The organism is Bradyrhizobium sp. 44 (assembly GCF_023073095.1).
Lineage (GTDB): Bacteria > Pseudomonadota > Alphaproteobacteria > Rhizobiales > Xanthobacteraceae > Bradyrhizobium.
In genome coordinates this window covers 108,886-127,873 of record NZ_JADPIY010000038.1, presented here as the reverse complement: position 1 = coordinate 127,873, position 18,988 = coordinate 108,886, and the positions used below count along the sequence as shown (strand labels likewise).

15 protein-coding genes are annotated in these 18,988 nt (G+C 64.8%); 7 read left to right on the top strand and 8 right to left on the bottom strand.

The window, feature by feature from the left end; all coding sequences use genetic code 11:
* Window positions 1-180 precede the first annotated feature (180 nt).
* The 3 genes from IVB41_RS33315 to IVB41_RS33305 all read right to left on the bottom strand — a co-directional run bounded on the left by IVB41_RS33315 (window position 181) and on the right by IVB41_RS33305 (window position 5,840).
* Complete coding sequence (locus IVB41_RS33315) at window positions 181-1,254, bottom strand: TauD/TfdA family dioxygenase (RefSeq protein ID WP_346283267.1); 1,074 nt, start codon at window positions 1,252-1,254, stop codon at window positions 181-183.
* 262 nt (window positions 1,255-1,516) lie between these two features.
* Entirely contained in the window at window positions 1,517-1,819 is a 303-nt protein-coding gene (locus IVB41_RS33310) for a hypothetical protein (RefSeq protein ID WP_247357033.1), read from the bottom strand.
* Window positions 1,820-1,991: 172 nt separating this feature from the next.
* Window positions 1,992-5,840 (bottom strand): LuxR C-terminal-related transcriptional regulator, encoded by a 3,849-nt coding sequence (locus IVB41_RS33305; protein WP_247438798.1) that lies wholly within the window; start codon window positions 5,838-5,840, stop codon window positions 1,992-1,994.
* Between the two features lie 129 nt (window positions 5,841-5,969).
* Between IVB41_RS33305 and IVB41_RS33300 the strand changes: the two genes are divergently transcribed.
* Window positions 5,970-6,299, top strand: a complete 330-nt coding sequence (locus IVB41_RS33300; RefSeq protein WP_247291269.1) for a nuclear transport factor 2 family protein — start codon at window positions 5,970-5,972, stop codon at window positions 6,297-6,299.
* 53 nt (window positions 6,300-6,352) lie between these two features.
* On the opposite strand, the gene IVB41_RS33295 is transcribed toward IVB41_RS33300, so the two are convergent.
* The 5 genes from IVB41_RS33295 to IVB41_RS33275 are packed head-to-tail and all read right to left on the bottom strand — an operon-like array spanning window position 6,353 to window position 9,922.
* The gene (locus tag IVB41_RS33295) at window positions 6,353-7,120 is read right to left on the bottom strand and encodes a sulfite exporter TauE/SafE family protein (RefSeq protein WP_247438796.1); all 768 of its coding nucleotides are present in this window, start codon (window positions 7,118-7,120) and stop codon (window positions 6,353-6,355) included.
* Window positions 7,117-8,373: a CCA tRNA nucleotidyltransferase gene (locus tag IVB41_RS33290; protein WP_247438795.1), complete on the bottom strand. Its 1,257-nt coding sequence runs from the start codon at window positions 8,371-8,373 to the stop codon at window positions 7,117-7,119. The genes IVB41_RS33295 and IVB41_RS33290 overlap by 4 nt, the downstream gene beginning before the upstream one ends.
* Window positions 8,374-8,382: 9 nt before the next feature.
* Window positions 8,383-8,646 (bottom strand): DUF6111 family protein, encoded by a 264-nt coding sequence (locus IVB41_RS33285; protein ID WP_018454951.1) that lies wholly within the window; start codon window positions 8,644-8,646, stop codon window positions 8,383-8,385.
* Window positions 8,643-9,314: a CoA pyrophosphatase gene (locus IVB41_RS33280; RefSeq protein WP_027568565.1), complete on the bottom strand. Its 672-nt coding sequence runs from the start codon at window positions 9,312-9,314 to the stop codon at window positions 8,643-8,645. The genes IVB41_RS33285 and IVB41_RS33280 overlap by 4 nt, the downstream gene beginning before the upstream one ends.
* Window positions 9,311-9,922 (bottom strand): DUF1285 domain-containing protein, encoded by a 612-nt coding sequence (locus IVB41_RS33275; RefSeq protein WP_247438793.1) that lies wholly within the window; start codon window positions 9,920-9,922, stop codon window positions 9,311-9,313. Before IVB41_RS33275 ends, IVB41_RS33280 begins: the two co-directional genes overlap by 4 nt.
* A 280-nt stretch (window positions 9,923-10,202) precedes the next feature.
* On the opposite strand from IVB41_RS33275, the gene IVB41_RS33270 reads away from it, so the two are divergent.
* From IVB41_RS33270 to IVB41_RS33245, 6 genes are all read left to right on the top strand, one after another.
* Window positions 10,203-11,201, top strand: a complete 999-nt coding sequence (locus IVB41_RS33270) for a MoxR family ATPase (protein ID WP_027516392.1) — start codon at window positions 10,203-10,205, stop codon at window positions 11,199-11,201.
* The gene (locus IVB41_RS33265) at window positions 11,201-12,145 is read left to right on the top strand and encodes a DUF58 domain-containing protein (RefSeq protein ID WP_247438791.1); all 945 of its coding nucleotides are present in this window, start codon (window positions 11,201-11,203) and stop codon (window positions 12,143-12,145) included. The genes IVB41_RS33270 and IVB41_RS33265 overlap by 1 nt, the downstream gene beginning before the upstream one ends.
* The gene (locus IVB41_RS33260) at window positions 12,142-14,955 is read left to right on the top strand and encodes a DUF4159 domain-containing protein (RefSeq protein ID WP_247438789.1); all 2,814 of its coding nucleotides are present in this window, start codon (window positions 12,142-12,144) and stop codon (window positions 14,953-14,955) included. The genes IVB41_RS33265 and IVB41_RS33260 overlap by 4 nt, the downstream gene beginning before the upstream one ends.
* A 7-nt stretch (window positions 14,956-14,962) precedes the next feature.
* Window positions 14,963-17,026 carry a hypothetical protein gene (locus IVB41_RS33255; protein WP_247438787.1) on the top strand — a complete coding sequence of 688 codons (2,064 nt, stop codon included), beginning with the start codon at window positions 14,963-14,965 and terminating at the stop codon, window positions 17,024-17,026.
* Between the two features lie 281 nt (window positions 17,027-17,307).
* Window positions 17,308-18,321, top strand: coding sequence for an alpha/beta fold hydrolase (locus IVB41_RS33250; protein ID WP_247438785.1), 1,014 nt, complete (start codon window positions 17,308-17,310; stop codon window positions 18,319-18,321).
* A gap of 228 nt (window positions 18,322-18,549) precedes the next feature.
* Complete coding sequence (locus IVB41_RS33245) at window positions 18,550-18,954, top strand: DUF2946 domain-containing protein (RefSeq protein ID WP_247438783.1); 405 nt, start codon at window positions 18,550-18,552, stop codon at window positions 18,952-18,954.
* The last annotated feature ends 34 nt before the right edge of the window (window positions 18,955-18,988 follow it).

The following is an 18,988-nucleotide window of genomic DNA, read 5'->3' as shown; positions in this document are numbered from 1 at the left end:
GTGATGCGTAAGTCCGCTTTACGCCGAGAAGCGGCATTTATGGATACTCGCCCTGGTCGCGTCGAGCCACGTTGAGAGTTTCAGCTTGGCGCTGTCGAAGGGATTGTCCGGCCTGCTCCTGCGGCTAGAGCTTGCGAGGCCAAGTTGGGTCTGGGCTTCCGGTTCAAACCATCCGGAACGTCAATCCAACGGGACGTTCAAACTGGTACCTTTGGTGATGATGCCGCCGCGGTTGCCAATCTCAATCGAGCCATAGCGCTGTTTGAAACAATCGGGCAGCGGCCGGTCGCCTTCCATGCTGAGCCAAAGGCGCAACAGATGACGCTTCTGGCCTGCATCGGGCCAATCGCGGAATCCGGTCCGGTCATGCAACAAGGCATGATTGTAAACGAACTGCATGTCACCCGGCTGAAGCCGCATGCCGAAATGCAGCCCGGGATCATTTGCGAGCGTGTCGAAGAGATCGAGCGCCTCGACGTGAGCCGGAGTCAGTCTCGGCGCATCGGGGAAGCGCTGCGCACTATCGATATACTGGCGCTGATAGAACCCGGTCAGGAACCCCGCATGCCAATTCAGCACCGGGATTTCAAGATATGGCTTTTCGTTCTCCGGCACCTCGCCTCGCCGGTCTGTCGCGATCGGATCAAACAAGAGGGTGGCAAGGTCGGGACGCCTGTCAAACATCTCGTTGTAGATTGTCGTCGTACTGACAAGGAGAGAATCCCCTCCCTCCATCGCCTCGCGAATGCATAACAATCCAACCACGTCGGACGAATCCGTGTGGAATGTCTGCCGTTCCGAGGTTTGATAAATGCGGGTATTCGGATCCTTCGCATCGGCGCCGGTGTCACGGACGTGACCGAGAATGTGACCCGCTGCATTCTGAGACCGCGCCGATCCAAGATGCGCGCCCACCCCACAAAATATCGTCGCGGCGAGCTCCTGGTTATATTTTGCCACCGGCAGGCCGCGGATCACTTCGAAGCCAAGGCCAGCCAGGAGCGTTGTCTTAAGCTCTTCCAGATGCGCGCCGAAGCGGGGAAGCGGAAAGCTTTCCTTCGTGATCTCGGCAATTCTTTTGTTTTTGCCCAGATACGTTTCAGCCGCGCCCTCAAGTTCCGCGATCTCGCCGGCTGCAAGCGATATCAACCATCGATTGGGATTGGCTTTCATCTCAGCGCCCCGCCAGGCAGACGGGATATCGACCTTCCCTGGAGGGCGATGGATCCCGCCGGGCACTGAGACCACATTCATAGTGTTGGCTCCTGAAAGATCGGACGTCAGACATGCGGGCGGACGATCGACGATATTGTGCCGACCGCTTGTTTGCAACTTGACTGAGGCGCAGCCCTGAGCCGAGTGCATTGTCGCCGCGAGGAGGTCCGTTCCAGGCAGTCGCGTGTTAGGTGAGCCGCTTCCGCCAAAATGATTACAACACGGCCGCTCGATCGACCGATCCAAGCTCGGGAAAAAATGGAAACAGCCGGAACGTTCGAGAAGCTGATTGAGTTGAAAGTCATGCGCCTTGCGCTTCGGTCAAGGCCGCACCAAGCGGCCCGATCAAGCTCCTGGAAGAGGCGAAAACTGCTCTCCGGCGTGCCTTCTGCAGCACGGCCGCGCGAGGATCGCGATGTACACGACGGCGATATACGATGAGCTGAGCCAGATCGAACGCGAGGTCGTCGAAGGAGAACGGCGGCTCGCCGAGCAAGAGGCGCTGATCATTGAAATGAAGCGCCAGAACGAGGACACAGCCAAAGCCGAAGGCGAACTCGAACGGATGCGCATGGAGCAGCGACGTCGCGATCAGGATCGGCAACGTCTGCTCTCACGGCTGCAACCCTGAACAATTCAGCAAAGAGGCTGATCCGCCGAAGCGTTACGTTTCTGAGACGCGAGACCAGGCAGATGCGCTCGCCGATACGTTCGGTCGCGGGAAGTCTCTCACCAAAGTCGGAGCCCGCCAGTCATCGCCCCGTCGCGATCACAGTTCAAATCAGCAAATCATGATGCACAGGCACAATGGCTTGATGCGCACCGCTATTGCCGTGATCGTCCGCGTGTCCGTTCAGTGCATGAGGGACGATGTTGACGTTAAACCCGAGGCCTTCTTCCTGACTGGACGGAACGTGCGAACCCAGCGGATCATCGAGTTTTTTAAGCTCACCCACCGCGACAGGAGTAGCAGGGGTTGCGCCTTTATCGAAGCGGAACACCGGTCCTTGGTCCAGGCCGCCGGTTTCGAACGCAGCTTTGGTCGGGTGTGCCTCTTCTGATGCGATTGCAGCAGATTGCAGAGCGTGCTGCGAGTTACCGCGTCCGGCGTTACCGCCTGCTGCGACGCTCGGCTCTGTGATGTCGGCTGCTTGCGACGCGTTCGCAGAGGCCGAGTGTAACTCGTTGTCCGGGTTGCCGTGGTCCACGGTGGCTGGTTCTGCCGTCTTCGCTGGTCCCTGCCCCGCATCAAAAGCCGAAGCCTGATGCTCGGCGCCATGGCCGACGCTGTTGCCCGGCTTGGAGCCAGCTTCAGTCGATTCCGCGGCTGCTCCCTTTGCAGATCCCGGCTCCGAAACGTGCTGCGAGTTGCCGTGGCCTGCGCTGGCGGCCGTTGCGACGCCCGGATCGGTCTCAGCTGCGTCCGATGCGTTTGCAGCGGATGAGTGCCCGGATTTGCCGTGTTCCGCGCCGCCTGTTTCTGCCGTCGTTGCTGATGCTTGCGCGGCTTCAGAAGCCGAAGCGTGATGATCATCGGCGCCATGGCCGCCATCATTGCCCGGTTTGGAGCCAGCTTCACTTGCTTCGCTGGCTGCCGCCTTCGTAGAGTCTGGCTTCGAAGCGTGTTGCGAGTTGCCGTGGCCAGCGTTGGCGGCCGCTGCGGCGCCCGGATCGATATCGGCCGCGTCCGATGCGTTTGCAGCGGATGAGTGCCCGGATTTGCCGTGTTCCGCAGCCCCTGGTTCTGCCGTCTTCGCTGGTCCGTGCGCCGCATCAGAAGCCGAAGCGTGGTGCTCGCCGCCGTTGCCCGGTTTGGAGCCGGCTTCAGTCGGTTCGCCGGCTGCCGCCTTTGCAGACTCTGGTTTCGAAGCGTGCTGCGAGTTGCCGTGGACTGCGCCGGCAGCCGTTGCGGCGCCTGGATCGATCTCGGCTGCGTCCGGTGCGGTTGAGTGCCCGGATTTACCATGATCCTCGCCCGCTGGTTCTGCCTTCTTCGTTAACCCTCCCGGAGCCTCAGAGGCCTTATCGTGATGCTCGGCGCCATTGCCGACGCCATGGCCCGGTTTGGAGCCAGCTTCAGTCGATTCGTCGGCTGCCGCTTTTGCAGACCCCGGCTCCGAAGCGTGCTTTGAGTTGCCGTGACCCGCGTTGGCGTCCGTTGCGACGTCCGGATCGGTCTTAGCTGCGTCCGGTGCTTTTGCAGCGTTTGAGTGCCCGGCTTTGCCGTGTTCCGCGCCGTCTGGTTCTGCCTTCTTCGCTGATCCTCCCGGTGCCTCCGGGCCCTTATCGTGATGCTCGGCGCCATTGCCGACGCCGTTGCCCGGTTTGGAGCCAGCTTCAGTCGATGGGTCTGAAGCGTGCTGCGAGTTGCCGTGCTCCGCGTTGTCGGCGGTTACGATATTGGGTTGGCCGATCTCGTTGGGTGCAGTCGACGAAACGCCGTTGCCCGTATTGGCCGGACCACTGTTCGATGCGACATTTGCGGCTACCGGGGCCGTCCCGCTATGCGCAAGCTCCATGGATGATCCGTGAGCCGACGCGGCAGACGCACCATCGCTCTCTTCCGTTGGATCCGCCGATGCGCCGGTGGAGCTTCCGAGCCTCGTCGACGTTCCCAAGCGAGCCTGCCCAAACTGGAACCCCGAGCCGCCGTTGGCCAGAATCGCCCAGCCTCCAGACGTCCCGAGCGAGCTCTCGCTCCCCTCGATAGTGGTTTGGACATGATCCTTGCTCGAAACAGTCGCATCGGTTTCGGTCGCCGATATCAGCACTGCTTCGAGCTGCTCCAAGGTGGTCGCAACAGCCGCACCATCTGGCTCGGAGCCGACATCCGCCTCCGCAACGGCCACAATCCCCTCGAGATGGATTTCCAGCAGGCCGCGATCGCCGACATCAAGGACACGATCGGTCGCATTCACATAGACGATCGTTTCATTGCTTGCGGAGTCGTAGACCCAGGCGAGTGTATGTGGCGGTATAGACTTGGTTGCCGCCGTCATATGCAGCCAGGCAAGCGCTCCGAAAGCCGCAAGATTGATCCTGCCCGGCCCCGACGCGAAATCGAACACAGTGTCGGGTGAGGTCGAGTTGAAATGGTCAGACTCGGAGTCGATCGGGGAGCGATAAACAACTTTTTCAACGTTGCCGCCTACACCGCTACCGGCACCGTGACCAGGGTCCGCACCAACAGGTGTATGGATATTGTTACCCGCATCGCCTGCGCCTTTTTGAACCAGAGCGCCTTCTTGAGCGGCATTGTCGTGTCCAGCGGTCACAACGGCGGAAGACAGGCGGACATCCTGCGAAAGAAAACTTGGGGCTGAATGGTCGTCAGGATTGGCGGCAGCATGGGTGATCGCGGCCAGCTTTGTGGTCGCACTCTCTTCGGTGGCGGCCAGGATGCTGTCGATCGAGGCGTCACGGAGGTCATGCGCGTGCGCGGCGAGATGAGGGTCCTGCAGTGCGTAGATCAACGCACCGGTGAGAATAGCAAAGTTGCCATACCCTCCGTGCATCGAGGTCGCATTGGAAAGAAGCCGCGGGAATTGATGTTCCGGGGCCGGGTCGTCACCGGTCTGTATGTCGATTGCTTCTCGCAGCAAGCGCGCAGGAAGATCGGGCGCGCTCGATCCAGCAGGAGCGTGGTGCGTCCACGGTTTCGCGCCTCCGGATTGCTCGGCCGTGCGCTGCGCTTCCATCGCCGCTGCCGGGTTGGTGATTTGGGCGGCCTTGGCGAACAAGTCTCTCTGGGCTTGCGTGGGCGTCTCGCCGGATTCCCAAACGACGAGGTGCCGGAGAATCCCTTTTTTCCATGGCTCGTAGGCCGCGTGCTCGTATCCCGCGTGCTCGTCCGCGTGGCCGACGCCGTTCTCATCCGGCAAGATATCGTTCGCTTCCGACGCCTTGAGTTCGTCCGCAATAGCGAACGCCAGAAAGGCCAGCGAGAGCGCGGCCAGGCCTGAGGGGCGTTGCAGCAATGCGATGGTCGCGAGCACAGTTCTGTTGGTGATCTCAAGCTTCTGGAAAATATTGTACAGGTGGACTTTGACCGTCCCGTCGGAAACGTTGAGCTGGCGCGCGATCTCCTTATTCGATAGTCCTTCCGCCACGAGTCGTGCAATTTGACGTTCCCGTTGCGTCAACAGCTCCAGCATCTTTTCGACTTTGCCGTCGCCGTCCGCTTCCTTGCCGGTTGCCGAGAGATCGGACTTCTCCAGTGCCACGCCGCTCTTCGTCATCAGACGCAGTGATCGCAGCATCGTGGCGGGAGAGGCATATTTCGAAATTGCGCTGCAGGCGCCGGCTGCGATGGCGGAAGCCAGATCGTGGTCGGTGTCGGACTCGGTGAAGAACACCAGGCGGGTGGAGAGCTTCTCAGCCTTCACGATCGCGAGGATCTCGGAGACCGTGAGATCCGGCACCTTGTCGGCAAGAAGCGCGACGTCAGGCGTCAGCTTCCGAATTGCTTGGAGGCAGCTTGTCCGATCGCTGGACGCTGCGACAACGTCGAAATCCGGCTGCGTCCCGAGGACCGACCTCAGTCCCTGCAAAACGATCGGCTGTGGATCGACGAGCAAAAGCCGAATGGGCTTGAGTATCCCCTGCCTGGCAGACGCGTCCAACATCGATCTTGCCCTCGGCCCGGTCCTCTATGTCCTTCGGCATATGGCCGTGGCCGGGTGGGATATTAAAATCATAGGAGGCTCGGTGGTTCCCCGGCCTGAACCAGATTTGGACGCATGTGAGTGAAAAATATGTCCTTTGATCCCATGGCCGTTGCAGTCGACTGGCTTGATGCCTATCGCGCGGGCGACATCGACGCGATTTTGGAACTCTATGCCGAGGACGCCGTGGTCCATTGCGGCTGCGCCGGCGGCCAAACCATCACCGGCCGCGAGGCACTTCGTGCCTATTGGGTCGATCGCCTCCGAAAATATCCGGCGGGCACGTTGGACGATCTCAATCCCTGGCGCAACGACGGCACCATCATCTCGTACATCACCAGTGCTGGCGTCATGAGTGCACTTTTGGCGTTTGATGCCGCCGGCAGGATCAAGGAACTGGATTGTAGTCCCTCACACTAGACCTGCGGCCTGATCCAAACCCCGCAGCGGGACGCGTGCCACATCCGACTTAATTAGATGAGCTGCCTCGCCGCAGCCGAGATCATCACGAGACCGCCCGTGATGACGGCGACGTCGAGGATCGCGGTGTGGATGTGTACCGGCATCCGCTCGACAAAGGCTTTGGCCAGGAACGCGCCGGGAATGGCAATCGCGCCGATCAGAAGCGCAAAGGCGAGCACCTGCGCGGTGACGGCACCGGCCAGTCCAAACACCGAGATCTTGATCAGGCCGGTGCCGAGCGAGATCATTGCATCGGTCGCGATGACGGCGGCGCCTTCGAGGCCGGCGGCCATCAGCAGCGACAGCAGGATCACGCCGGAGCCGGAGGTGCCGCCGACCAGCACGCCATAGCCGACCGAGCCTGCCGCGAGACCGGTGTCGCCGATCTTGACCTGGCGGCGGCGGAGCACACGGCGCAGCGGCACGCTCAGGATCAGCATGGAGCCGATCACCAGCGCCGCCCCCGCATTGGTGAGGCGCGTATAGCCGTAGGCGCCGAGCGCGGTCGTCAGTGCCGCACAGGCCAGCACGATCAGCGCGCGGCGGCGATCGGCATAGCGGAGAAAGGCGACCGCGCGGCTGGAATTGGTGAAGATCGCGGAGATCGCGATGATCGGCACCACGGGCTCGGCGCCAACGAGAGGCACCAGCACCAGCGGCATCAGGGCGCCGGTGCCGTAGCCGGCGAGACCACCGATGATCGAAGCAAACAACGCCATCAACGCGACCAGCAGGAGCTGAAAGATCGAGATGTCGGCGAAGCCTGAGACGATGGTCACGTTCTCTCGTCGCGGCTGATTCGTGCCGCAGCTTGATCGGCGATGGAAGCGAGTGCGGCTTCCTCTAGGGGAAAATCCGCCGCAAGCCAAGCGTCCTCGGCGAGCGTCAAGACATGTCCGAGCGCGGGTCCTTCCGCCATGCCGCGCGCAATGAAGTCGGCGGCGCGGAGCGGAAATTTCGGCGCAATCCAGCGCTGCGGCAGCTCGGCGAGCGCACGCCATCGCGATGAGCCGACGTCGCCGCCGGCTCGCGCCCACCCCAGCAACACGCGATCGTGATAGCGCTCTGCACCGAGACGGTAGAGCAATCGCCGCGCATCGGCTTCGCCCTTGGTGGCCAAACGCCACCAGCGGTGCCCCATCGAATCCAGCGCCTTGGTTTCCGCATTGGAGAGCCTCAAACGCGTGGCGACGCGCTTGGCGTCTTCGGTCACCGCGACCGTCAGCGCGGCGAGCCGCCGCGTGCTGCTCGCGGCGAGGCCAAGCTCGCGCTCGATCGCGATCATCGCCGAGAGCGGCCCGGTGTAGACCACGCCGCCGGTCAGCGCCTGCAGCAATCCGCCATCCGCCATGGCGAGCGCGGCGGCAGAGGCGCCGCCAGCCGCCAGCAGCTTCAGCATCTCCATGCGCAGCCGCTCGGCCGACAGGCTCGCAAGGCCGGCGCGTCCCCGGATGCAGGCGAGATAGCCGTCGCGATCGGGATCGCCGGCGCCAAAGGCGGCGTGGATGCGGAAGAAGCGCAGGATGCGCAGGAAATCCTCGGCGATGCGCTGGTCGGGATCACCGATGAAGCGCACGCGCCGCGCCGCCGCATCCGCGATGCCTCCGACGTAATCGTGGACGACGCCGTCGGCATCGACCGACAGCCCGTTCATCGTGAAGTCGCGGCGCTCGGCGTCCTTCACCCAGTCGCGGCCGAACGCGACCTTGGCCTTGCGGCCGAAGGTCTCGGTATCCTCGCGCAGCGTCGTGACTTCGTACGGCTGGCTGTCGATGACGAGCGTGACGGTGCCGTGGTCGATGCCGGTCGGCACGGCCTTGATGCCGGCGCTCTTGGCCCGCCGGATCACCTCGTGCGGGAGCGCCGTGGTCGCGATGTCGATGTCACCGGGGACGAGGCCGAGCAACGCGTTGCGCACGGCGCCGCCGACGACCCGAGCCTCCTCGCCATCCGCGTTGAGCAATTGCAGGACGCGTGCGGTCCCGCCCGAAATCAGCCAGGGCGCATCGGCGAGCATGGGCACCGCGCTCATCGGCCGGCCCTATCTTTCCACGCCCGGCACGAGCTTGCCGTTCTCGACATGGGCGGGGACATAGGTCGAATCCGGCGCAGCGCCGGAGAAATGCGCAAAGCCGATCAGCCCCGCGATCACCAGCACGAGCGCCGCCAGCATGAGGCGCGCGACGATGGTGATCGGCCAGGACGACTGCACGAACAGGCCGGAGCGCGTGGCGGCCAGGAACAGCGCATAGACGGCAAAGGGAACGAGGAAGATTCCGATCTCGGTCAGGATCGGCCGGATCATGATGAATAGATCCGCTCGTAGAGCACGCGCAGCATGCCAGCCGTCGCGCCCCAGATGTAGCGTTCGGCAAACGGCATCGCGTAGTAGGACCGCTCCATGCCGCGGAATTCCTTGCTGTGCACCTGGTGGTTGGCCGGGTTCATCAGGAAGGATAGCGGCACTTCGAACGCGTCATCAACCTCGGAATGGTTGATCGTCAGCTCAAAACCCGGGCGCACCCTGGCAACCGTGGGCAGGATGCGGAAGCCGAAGCCGGTGCCATAGAGATCGAGATAGCCGATCGGCTCGACGAAGTCTCTGGACAGCCCGACCTCCTCCTCGGCCTCGCGCAGCGCCGCATCGAGCGGCGAGCGGTCGGTCGCGTCGATCTTGCCGCCGGGAAAGGCGATCTGGCCGGCATGGTCGTTCAGATGCGCCGAGCGCTGCGTCAGCAGGATGGTCGGCTCGGGATGATCGACCACCGCGATCAAGACCGCCGCCGGCCGCACCGGCTGCTCGCGCGCGATGATCTCGAGCATCTTGTCGGTGCCGGGATCGCCCGAGGCCGGAATGATGTTGGGATCGTAGAGACCGGGCGGAACGTCGAAGCCGAGCCGCGCGGCGGAGCGGGCGAAGAAATCGGCCGCACCGATTACGGCGGGATCGTTCCTGGAGATAGGCTTGTTCAAAGCGCGGCCCTCACCTGCTCCGCATCGGCCATGGCGAAGAATTCTCCGGCCGATTCGACACCGAACATCGGCTGGCCATCGACCATCCGCTCCTCACCCATGTCAACCAGATCGTAATAGAGCGCGCGGGTGACCTTGGCCCAGAGCTCGGCGCGGACATGCAGATAGGGCGTCAACCCGCCGTCCTTGGCCTGCTCGAAGCGCAGCCGGTGCGCCGCATCGCAGGTGACCCAGTCGTCGACATTGGTGCGGAAGCGGAGCACGCGGTGGTTGTCCTCGTCGTCTATCTGCATCTCGACCGCCATGAATGGCGCGTCGTCGACGCGAATGCCGACCTTCTCCACCGGCGTGACGAGGAAATGCTTGTCGCCTTCACGCTTGAGGATGGTCGAGAACAGGCGGACCAAAGCATGACGGCCGATTGGCGTCCCCAAATAGAACCAAGTACCATCGGACGCGATTCGCATGTCGAGATCGCCGCAGAACGGCGGATTCCACAAATGCACCGGAGGCAGGCCCTTTTTGGCGCCTTCGGCATCGGCAGCAGTTTTGGCAGCGGCAGTCAGCCCCTCAAGACCGCGATCGGCGCTCTGCCCTTGGTTCGCCATGGTTTGCCCTGACTTTGTCATTTGGCACGATCGGTCATTTGGCACGATTGGTGCAGGTTTACGTTGTATCCGGGTGCTCGGTTCCACCCCGCATTCGTCCGGTGTGGAGGTCGCCACTTCGTGATGCCCTACATATCCCTAAGCCGATAAGGTGGGGATAGGTTAATTCAACGAATACATGGCCTTCCTGCAAGTCTAGCATAGGGCCCACGTCTTGAGTTGAGGACGTGATGACATGACGACGCAAGCGAGCCGCATGGCAGGCTGAAGGAGCTAACGGATGGCTGAGAGTGTCGAGAAGCTCGAAGACGGAGTAGTCCGTTCAGCCGAGCAGGTGTCGAGCCAGATTCGTGCGGCAAAGGATGCGATCGCGTCCGTCATCTTCGGTCAGGATCGCGTGATCGAGAACACGCTGGTCACCATCCTCTCCGGCGGCCATGCGTTGTTGATCGGCGTCCCCGGTCTCGCCAAGACCAAGCTGGTCGAGACGCTCGGCATCACGCTCGGCCTCGATGCCAAGCGCATCCAGTTCACGCCCGACCTGATGCCGTCGGACATTCTCGGCGCCGAAGTGCTCGACGAGAGCACCTCCGGCAAGCGTGCCTTCCGCTTCATCTCCGGCCCCGTGTTCGCGCAACTGCTGATGGCCGACGAGATCAACCGCGCCAGCCCGCGCACGCAATCGGCGCTGCTCCAGGCGATGCAGGAGCAGCACATCACCGTTGCAGGCGCGCGTCACGATCTGCCGAAGCCGTTCCACGTGCTCGCCACGCAAAACCCGCTGGAGCAGGAAGGCACCTATCCGCTCCCTGAAGCCCAGCTCGACCGTTTCCTGATGGAGATCGACGTCGACTATCCCGATCGTGACGCCGAGCGCCGCATCCTGTTCGAGACCACCGGCGCCGACGAGACGCTGGCAAAGGGCGCGATGACCCCTGATGCACTCATCACCGCGCAGCGACTGATCCGGCGGCTGCCGGTCGGCGATTCCGTGGTCGAGGCGATCCTGTCGCTGGTGCGCTCGGCCCGTCCGGGTCCGGACGGCGGCGACACCAGCAAGTTCATCGCCTGGGGACCGGGCCCGCGCGCCAGCCAATCGCTGATGCTCGCGGTGCGCGCACGCGCGCTGATCGACGGACGCCTTGCGCCCTCGATCGACGACGTGCTCGACCTCGCCGAGCCCGTGCTGAAGCACCGCATGGCGCTGACATTCCAGGCGCGCGCCGAAGGCCGCACGATTCCGGACGTGATCCGGCAATTGAAAACACGGATCGGTTGATGGCGGCGGAGAACGGGCACGCAGCGAAGGAGATCATCGCGATCCGACGTGCCGATGGCGAAAGCCGCACGCTCGCAGCTTCCTTGCCGCGCCTGGTGCTCGAGGCCCGCCGCATCGCCGCCAACGTCATCCACGGCCTGCACGGCCGCCGCCGCGCCGGCTCCGGCGAAAATTTCTGGCAATACCGCCGCTTCGTCTCCGGCGAGCCGTCGCAGAACGTCGACTGGCGGCGCTCGGCGCGCGACGATCTCCTCTACGTCCGCGAGCTCGAATGGGAAGCCTCGCACACGGTCTGGATCTGGCCCGACCGCTCGCCCTCGATGGCGTTCGCTTCAAAGCAGGCGCGTGAATCCAAGCTCGAGCGGACGCTGATCGTCGCCTTCGCGCTGGCCGAGCTGCTTGTCTCCGGCGGCGAACGCGTCGGCATTCCCGGGCTGATGGCACCGACCGCGAGCCGCAGCGTCATCGACAAGATGGCGCAGGCGATGCTGCATGACGATGCCGACCGCTTGAGCCTGCCGCCGTCCTTCGTGCCCGCGGCGCTAGCCGAGACGATCGTGCTGTCGGACTTCTGGTCGCCGATCTCCGAGATCAGGACCACGCTCGCCGGCCTGTCCGGCTCCGGTGCGCATGGCACGCTGGTCCAGGTCGTCGATCCCGCCGAGGAATCATTCCCGTATTCCGGCCGCGTCGAGTTCGTCGAGCCGGAAGGGTTCGGCGTGATCACCGCCGGCCGCGCCGAGAGCTGGGCGCAGGATTACACCGCGCGGCTCGCGCTGCACCGCGACCAGATCCGCGCCGAGACCAACAAGCTGGACTGGCTGTTCACGACGCACGCCACCGACCGCTCGGCCGCTGAGCTCTTGCTGTTCCTGCATGCCGGCATGCAGGTGAGCAAGTCGGGCGCCCGCACCACGACCATCAAGGCGGGGCCGGCAGCATGATGGGACTGCCGCTCGCGTTCACCGAACCGCTGCTCCTGATCGGCCTCGTCAGCCTGCCGGTGCTGTGGTGGCTGTTGCGCGTGATGCCGCCGCGGCCGCGCCGCGTCGAGTTTCCGCCGACGCGCCTGTTGTTCGACATCGCACCGCGCGAAGAGACGTCGTCGCGGACGCCGTGGTGGCTGACCGCATTGCGGCTGCTGGCTGCCGCGCTGGTCATTTTCGCCGCCGCCGGTCCGATCTGGAATCCGCAAACAGGCGCGGCCGCCAGCAAGGCGCCGCTGATGATCATGTTCGACGACGGCTGGAGCGCGGCCTCGAACTGGGACATCCGGATCAGGGCCGCCGACGAATTGATCGCCAGTGCCGAGAACGACCGCCGTGCGATTGCGCTGGTGCCGCTGTCCGAGCCGAACCGCGATATCACATTGATGCCGGCGGGCGCTGCGCGCGTCGCGCTGCGGCAGCTCACGCCCAAGCCGTATTCGATCGAGCGCGTCGAGACCCTGACCGCAATCGATCGCTTCCTGAAGGCGACCGGCGACTGCGAGATCGCCTGGCTCTCCGACAGCGTCGACACCGGTCGCGGCGAGGAATTCGTGGCTGGCCTCGGCAAGACCGTCGGCGATCGCAGCCTGACCGTGTTCGAAGGCGGCACCTCCTCAGCCCTGGCGCTGGTCGCGGCAGAGAATGCCGCAGCCAGGATGACGGTGAAGGTGCTGCGCACCGACAGCGGCATCGCCATCGGCACCGTGCGCGCGCTGGACCAGAAGGCATCGCCGATCGGCGAAGCGCGTTACTCGTTCGGCCCGCAGGACAAGGAAACCGAAGCTTCGTTCGACCTGCCGGTCGAGCTGCGCAACGACATCACGCGCCTTGAAATTGCCGGTGAGCGCTCCGCAGGCGCAGTGCAGCTGCTCGACAAGCGCTGGCGCCGCCGCGCCATCGGCATCGTCTCGGGCTCGACCAGCGAGACCGCGCAGCCGCTGCTGGCGCCGACCTTCTATCTGACCCGCGCGCTGGCGCCGTTCGCCGACGTGCGGCTCGCCGATAAGGGCTCGCCGCAGCAGGGCATCACGCAGTTCCTCGACCAGAAGCTGCCAATGATCATCCTTGCCGATGTCGGCACCATCGCCCCTGAAATCCGCGAGCGTCTCAACGCCTGGATCGACCAGGGCGGCGTGCTGGTGCGGTTCGCTGGTCCGCGGCTGGCGCAGGCCGAGGACGATCTCGTTCCCGTCAAGCTGCGCAAGGGCGGCCGGACGCTCGGCGGCAGCCTGACCTGGGAAAAGCCGCAACATCTGGCCTCCTTTGCCGCTGACGGTCCGTTTGCCGGCGTCGTGGTCCCCAAGGACGTCACCATCAGCCGCCAGGTGCTGGCCGAGCCCGACGCCGTGCTCGCCACCAAGAGCTGGGCCTCGCTGGAAGACGGCACGCCGCTGGTGACGGGCGAGCATCGCGGCAAGGGCGTCGTCAGCCTGTTCCACGTCAGCGCCGACATGCGCTGGTCGGATCTGCCCATGTCGGGCACCTTCGTCGAAATCCTGCGGCGCGTCGTCGACATGTCCGGCTATACCGCCAAGCCGGGCGCAGGCGTTGCCACTGAAGGGACCGCCGAGACGGTGGCGCCGTTGCACATCCTCGACGGCTTCGGCGCTTTCGGTCCGCCGCCGGCCGCCGCAAAGCCGCTGCCAGCGGATTATCGCGACCGCGCCACACCCGATCATCCGCCGGGCTTCTATGGTCCGGCAGAAGGACCGCTCGCCGTGAACACGCTTGCCAGCGCCGACCGTATCGCAGCCCTGAACACCGCGAGCCTGCGCGCCCGGCACGCCACCTACACCAATGCCGAGCCGCAGGACTTGCGCGGCTGGCTGCTGTCGACGGCGCTCGCGCTGTTCCTGATCGACGCCGTTATCGTCGCGGTGCTCGGCGGCGGTCTTGCCGCGCTGCTGCGCCGCCGCGCCGCGCCCGCGATGATGGTCTTCGGACTGTTGCTCGCAGGCCTCGCCGCGTTCGTGCCGACGCCGTCGCACGCGGACAGCGCGTCCGACGAGTTCGCGATGAAGGCGGTGTCGCAGACCCGCCTCGCCTATGTCGTGACCGGCAATGCCGACGTTGATTCCATCGTCCGAGCCGGGCTATCGGGACTGACGCTGTTCCTGGCGCAGCGCACCGCGCTCGAGGCCGGCGATCCCGTCGGTATCGATCCGGCGCGCGACGAACTCGCCTTCTTCCCGCTGATCTACTGGCCGATCGTGCCGGGCGCGCCCAAGCCGTCGCGGGACGCGATCAACAAGATCGACGCCTATATGAAGCAGGGCGGCACCGTGCTGTTCGACACCCGCGACGCGGTCGAAGCCCCGCCCGGCGCGAACGGCGCCGCACAGACCCCCGCCATGCAGACGCTCCGCGAGATCCTGTCCTCGCTCGATGTCCCCGAGCTGGAGCCGGTGCCGCGCGAGCACGTGTTGACCAAGACATTCTTTCTCTTGCGCGACTTCCCCGGCCGCTTCACAACCGGCCAGACTTGGGTCGAGACCTTGCCGCGCGAAGACGACGAGGACAGCGCGCAGCGGCCGGCGCGCGGCGGCGACGGCGTCTCGCCGATCATCATCACCTCGAACGACCTTGCCGGCGCCTGGGCCGTGCGGCCCGACGGCCAGGCCATGTTGCCGGTGACCGGCGGCGACCCCCGCCAGCGCGAATTCGCCTACCGCGCCGGCGCCAACATCGTGATGTACACGCTGACCGGCAACTACAAGGCCGACCAGGTGCACGCACCGGCCCTGATCGAACGGCTGGGGCAATAGGATCGATATGAATTACGGCATTGCATTCACGCCGCTGGTTCCCACGATCGTGCTGTGGCTCGCGCTGGCCGCGATCGTCGTCATCGCGCTGGTGCTGCTGCTGGCGCGTGCGCGCGGCGCCGCCGTGCGCGTGGCCGCGCTGGCGCTGTTCCTGCTGGCGCTCGCCAATCCCTCCTTCACCCGCGAGGACCGCGATCCCCTCACCTCTGTCGCCGCAATCGTCGTCGACAAGAGCCCGAGCCAGAATTTCGGCAATCGCAATCGCGAGGCCGCTCAGGCGCAGGAAGCGCTGGTCGACAGCCTGAAGAAGATCAAGGGGCTCGAGGTCCGCGTCGTCGATGCCGGACAGGCCGACGGCGAGACCGACGGCACCAAGCTGTTCGGGGCGCTGGCCTCGGCCTTGTCGGACGTGCCGGTCGACCGCGTCGCCGGTGCGTTCCTGATCACCGACGGCCGCGTCCACGACATTCCGGCCAACGCCGCCGGGCTCGGCTTCCAGGCGCCGGTGCACGCGCTGATCACCGGACAGAAGGACGAGCGCGACCGCCGTGTCGCGGTCATCGCCGCGCCGCGCTTCGGCATCGTCGGGCAGCCCCAGACCATCACCTACCGCCTCGACGACCAGGGCGTCAGCGGCGAGCGCGCCAAGGTCACCGTCCGCAGAGACGGCGAGGTCATCAACGAGCGCACGCTTTCGAGCGGCCAGGCCGCAAGCGTCGACGTCGACATCAAGCATTCCGGGCCGAACATCGTCGAGATCGAGGCCTCGCCGCTCGAGCGGGAATTGACTCCGGTGAACAACCGCGCCGTCGTCGCCATCGACGGTGTGCGCGACAAGCTGCGCGTGCTGCTGGTCTCGGGCGAGCCGCATTCCGGCGAGCGCACCTGGCGCAACCTGCTCAAGTCCGATGCCAGCGTCGACCTCGTCCACTTCACCATTCTGCGGCCGCCGGAGAAGCAGGACGGCACGCCGATCAACGAATTGTCGCTGATCGCGTTTCCGACCCGCGAGCTGTTCCAGCAGAAGATCAACGAATTCCAGCTGATCATCTTCGACCGCTATGCCCGCCAGGGCGTGCTGCCGATCGCTTATTTCGACAACATCGCACGCTACGTTCGTTCCGGCGGCGCGGTGCTGGTCTCGGCCGGCCCCGACTACGCGTCCAACACCAGCATCTGGCGCACGCCGCTGGATTCGGTGCTGCCGGCCGAACCGGTCGGGGTGACGGAAAAGCCGTTCTACGCGCATCTGTCCGACGTCGGCAAACGCCATCCCGTCACGCGTGGCCTCGAGGGCTCGGCCTCCGAGCCGCCGCGCTGGAGCCGGTTCTTCCGCACCGTCGATACCCGCAATGCGGTCAACCCGCCCGTCATGACGGGCGTCGACGGCAAGCCGCTGCTGTTCCTGTCGCGTTTCGGCGAGGGCCGCGTCGCGCTGCTGCTCTCCGACCACATCTGGCTGTGGGCGCGCGGCTATGAAGGCGGCGGCCCGCATCTCGATCTGTTGCGGCGGATGTCGCACTGGCTGATGAAGCAGCCGGATCTGGACGAGGAAGCGTTGCGCCTGCAGGTGCAGGGCAAGAATCTCGTGGTGGTGCGCCAGACCATGGCGGACAGCGTTCAGCCGGTGAGCGTGACCTCGCCGTCCGGCGTGTCCCGTGACCTGACGCTTGCAGCCGGCGATCCCGGCGAATGGCGCGCCAGCCTGCCGGCGAGCGAGCTCGGCCTGTGGCAGGCCACCGACGGCACGCTGAAGGCGCTGATCAATGTCGGCCCGACCAATCCGAAGGAGTTTTCGGAAGTCACCTCCACCACCGAGACGTTGAAGCCGCTGACCCAGGCGACCGGCGGTGACGCCGTGCGCGTGGTCGACGGCGCCAGCGTCGAGCTGCCGCGCATCCTGCCGGTCCGCTCGGCGAGCGTCTTCCATGGTGACGGCTGGATGGGCGTGCGGATGCGCGACGCCAGCGTCGTGAAGGGCGTCGGCGTGCTGCCGATCTTTGCCGGCCTGATCGGCCTGTTGCTGCTGCTCGGCGCGTTTGCTGCGACGTGGGTCCGTGAAGGGCGGTAGGCGGCTTACGGGCCAGCATGGCCGAGCTTACCCGCCTCCCTTCGCTTCCGTTAGTTGGATAAACCCCATCGTCCCTTCTTCGCCGGAAGCTCCAGAGCGCCTTCGCCCCCGAACCCGGTCGAATGTAGCGCGTTAGGAAATCTGGAAGCGGTTCTTCCTCGACCGTGGGCAGGCGTGTCCCTGTCCAGGCATCGCCCGCCGCGGACAAGAGCAGTTCTGAACGCAGCCTTCGCAGCACCCAAACAGCGCGAGCGTTCGATGAGAAGCGGAGTTACTCGACCATGACAGACCCACTTCACCAGCGCACGTTCAGCTCGCCTCGTCAGACAACGCGCTATATCGAGTGCGGGCCGGCCGACGGACCGTTGATGATCTTCGTCCATGGCTGGCCGAGCATCAGTTTGATGTGGCGCGCGCAGATGGACGCGTTTGCCATCGATGGTTGGCACTGCGTCGCTCCCGATCTGCGCGGCTACGGCGGCTCTTCCACGCCCGCAGCCAACGACGCCTATACCATCGAGGAAATCGTGACCGACATGGCCGAACTCCATGATCACCTGGGCGGCAAGCCTGCGATCTGGGTTGGCCACGACTGGGGCTGTGTTGTGGTCGGTGAGTTGGTCGCGCATCAGCCAAAGCGCAGCCGCGGAGTCGTGCTGACCTCGCTGGCATATCAACCCGACGGGCACGCCCTGCGCACAGTCGTCCCGCTGGTCGACCGGACGATTTATCCGGTTGGCCAATATCCGGATGGCCAATGGGATTACTACCGTTACTACACCACGCACTTCGAGGCGGCAGTCGCCGACCTCGATGCAGACTTGGCCGCATCGCTGGCGTCGATCTTTCGGCCAGGCGACCCCGCCGGCATCGGCAAGGTTTCGCCGAATGCGATGGTCACGCGCAATGGAGGGCGCTTTGGCGCCGCGCACCGCGCACCGGCGACTGAGCCCGATCCGGCTCTCTGGCCGCCCGCGGACTTCGACGTGCTGGTGCAGTCGTTCAAGGCTCATGGATTCCGCCCGTCCTGCGCGTGGTACCTGAACGACGACGCCAACATCGCCTATGCGCGCAAAGCACCCAATGGCGGCCGCCTGTCGCAGCCGGTGCTGTTCGTCAACGGCGACTTTGATCAGATCTGCAGCATCATCGGAAATCGCCAAGGTGACCCGATGCGCGTCGCCTGCCCGGACCTGACCGTGACGAGCATGCCCGCAGGGCACTGGCTGCCGCTGGAGCGCAAGGCAGAACACATCGAGGCCATCCGCACCTGGCTCCAGAGCAAAAAGCTCTGATGCCGCCTCCTCGCGCCGGCACTGAGTCAATCAATCGCCGTCCCCGTAGCCATTCGAAAGGTCCTCAGCCCAGATCTTTCAGTTGCCCGCACGACACGGCGAGGAGTCGGCCCGCTCGGGTCGGCTCGACAGCGGTTGACATCCGCTGACCGATCAGGCGATGTTACATTATAACATCGCAGGATGCCGAGGGGATTGGCACCTGGCGATGTGGGGTGACGTTTCCAGATGAAGTGGTTCCGGTCGAATATCAGGCACGGCGCCCGGCTCGCGATTTTCGCGATGCTGGTGCAGTTCGCGCTGACGTTCGGCCACAGCCATTGGTTCGCCCAGGCGGCTCCCCTCGCCCAGGCCTCGCTTCAGCAGACCGACAGCAGCAACGGCGTGGCCTCGATCGACCGCGCGGCGGTCGAGAGGCAATCGCCGTTGGCTCCCGACCGGGAGCAGCCGGGCGAGGACAATTGCGCGATCTGCGCATTGGTCGCGATGGCCGGCACCGTCATGTTCGCGTCGCCGCCTGTGTTGTTGCTGCCGCAGGCGATCGACCTGCTCTACCGCACCACCGACGCCGAATTCGTCCACCTGAAATCGGCCGGCACGGCATTCCAGCCCCGCGCCCCTCCCGCGTCCTGACTTCCAACAACGCTTGATCACGCCTGGACTCGCC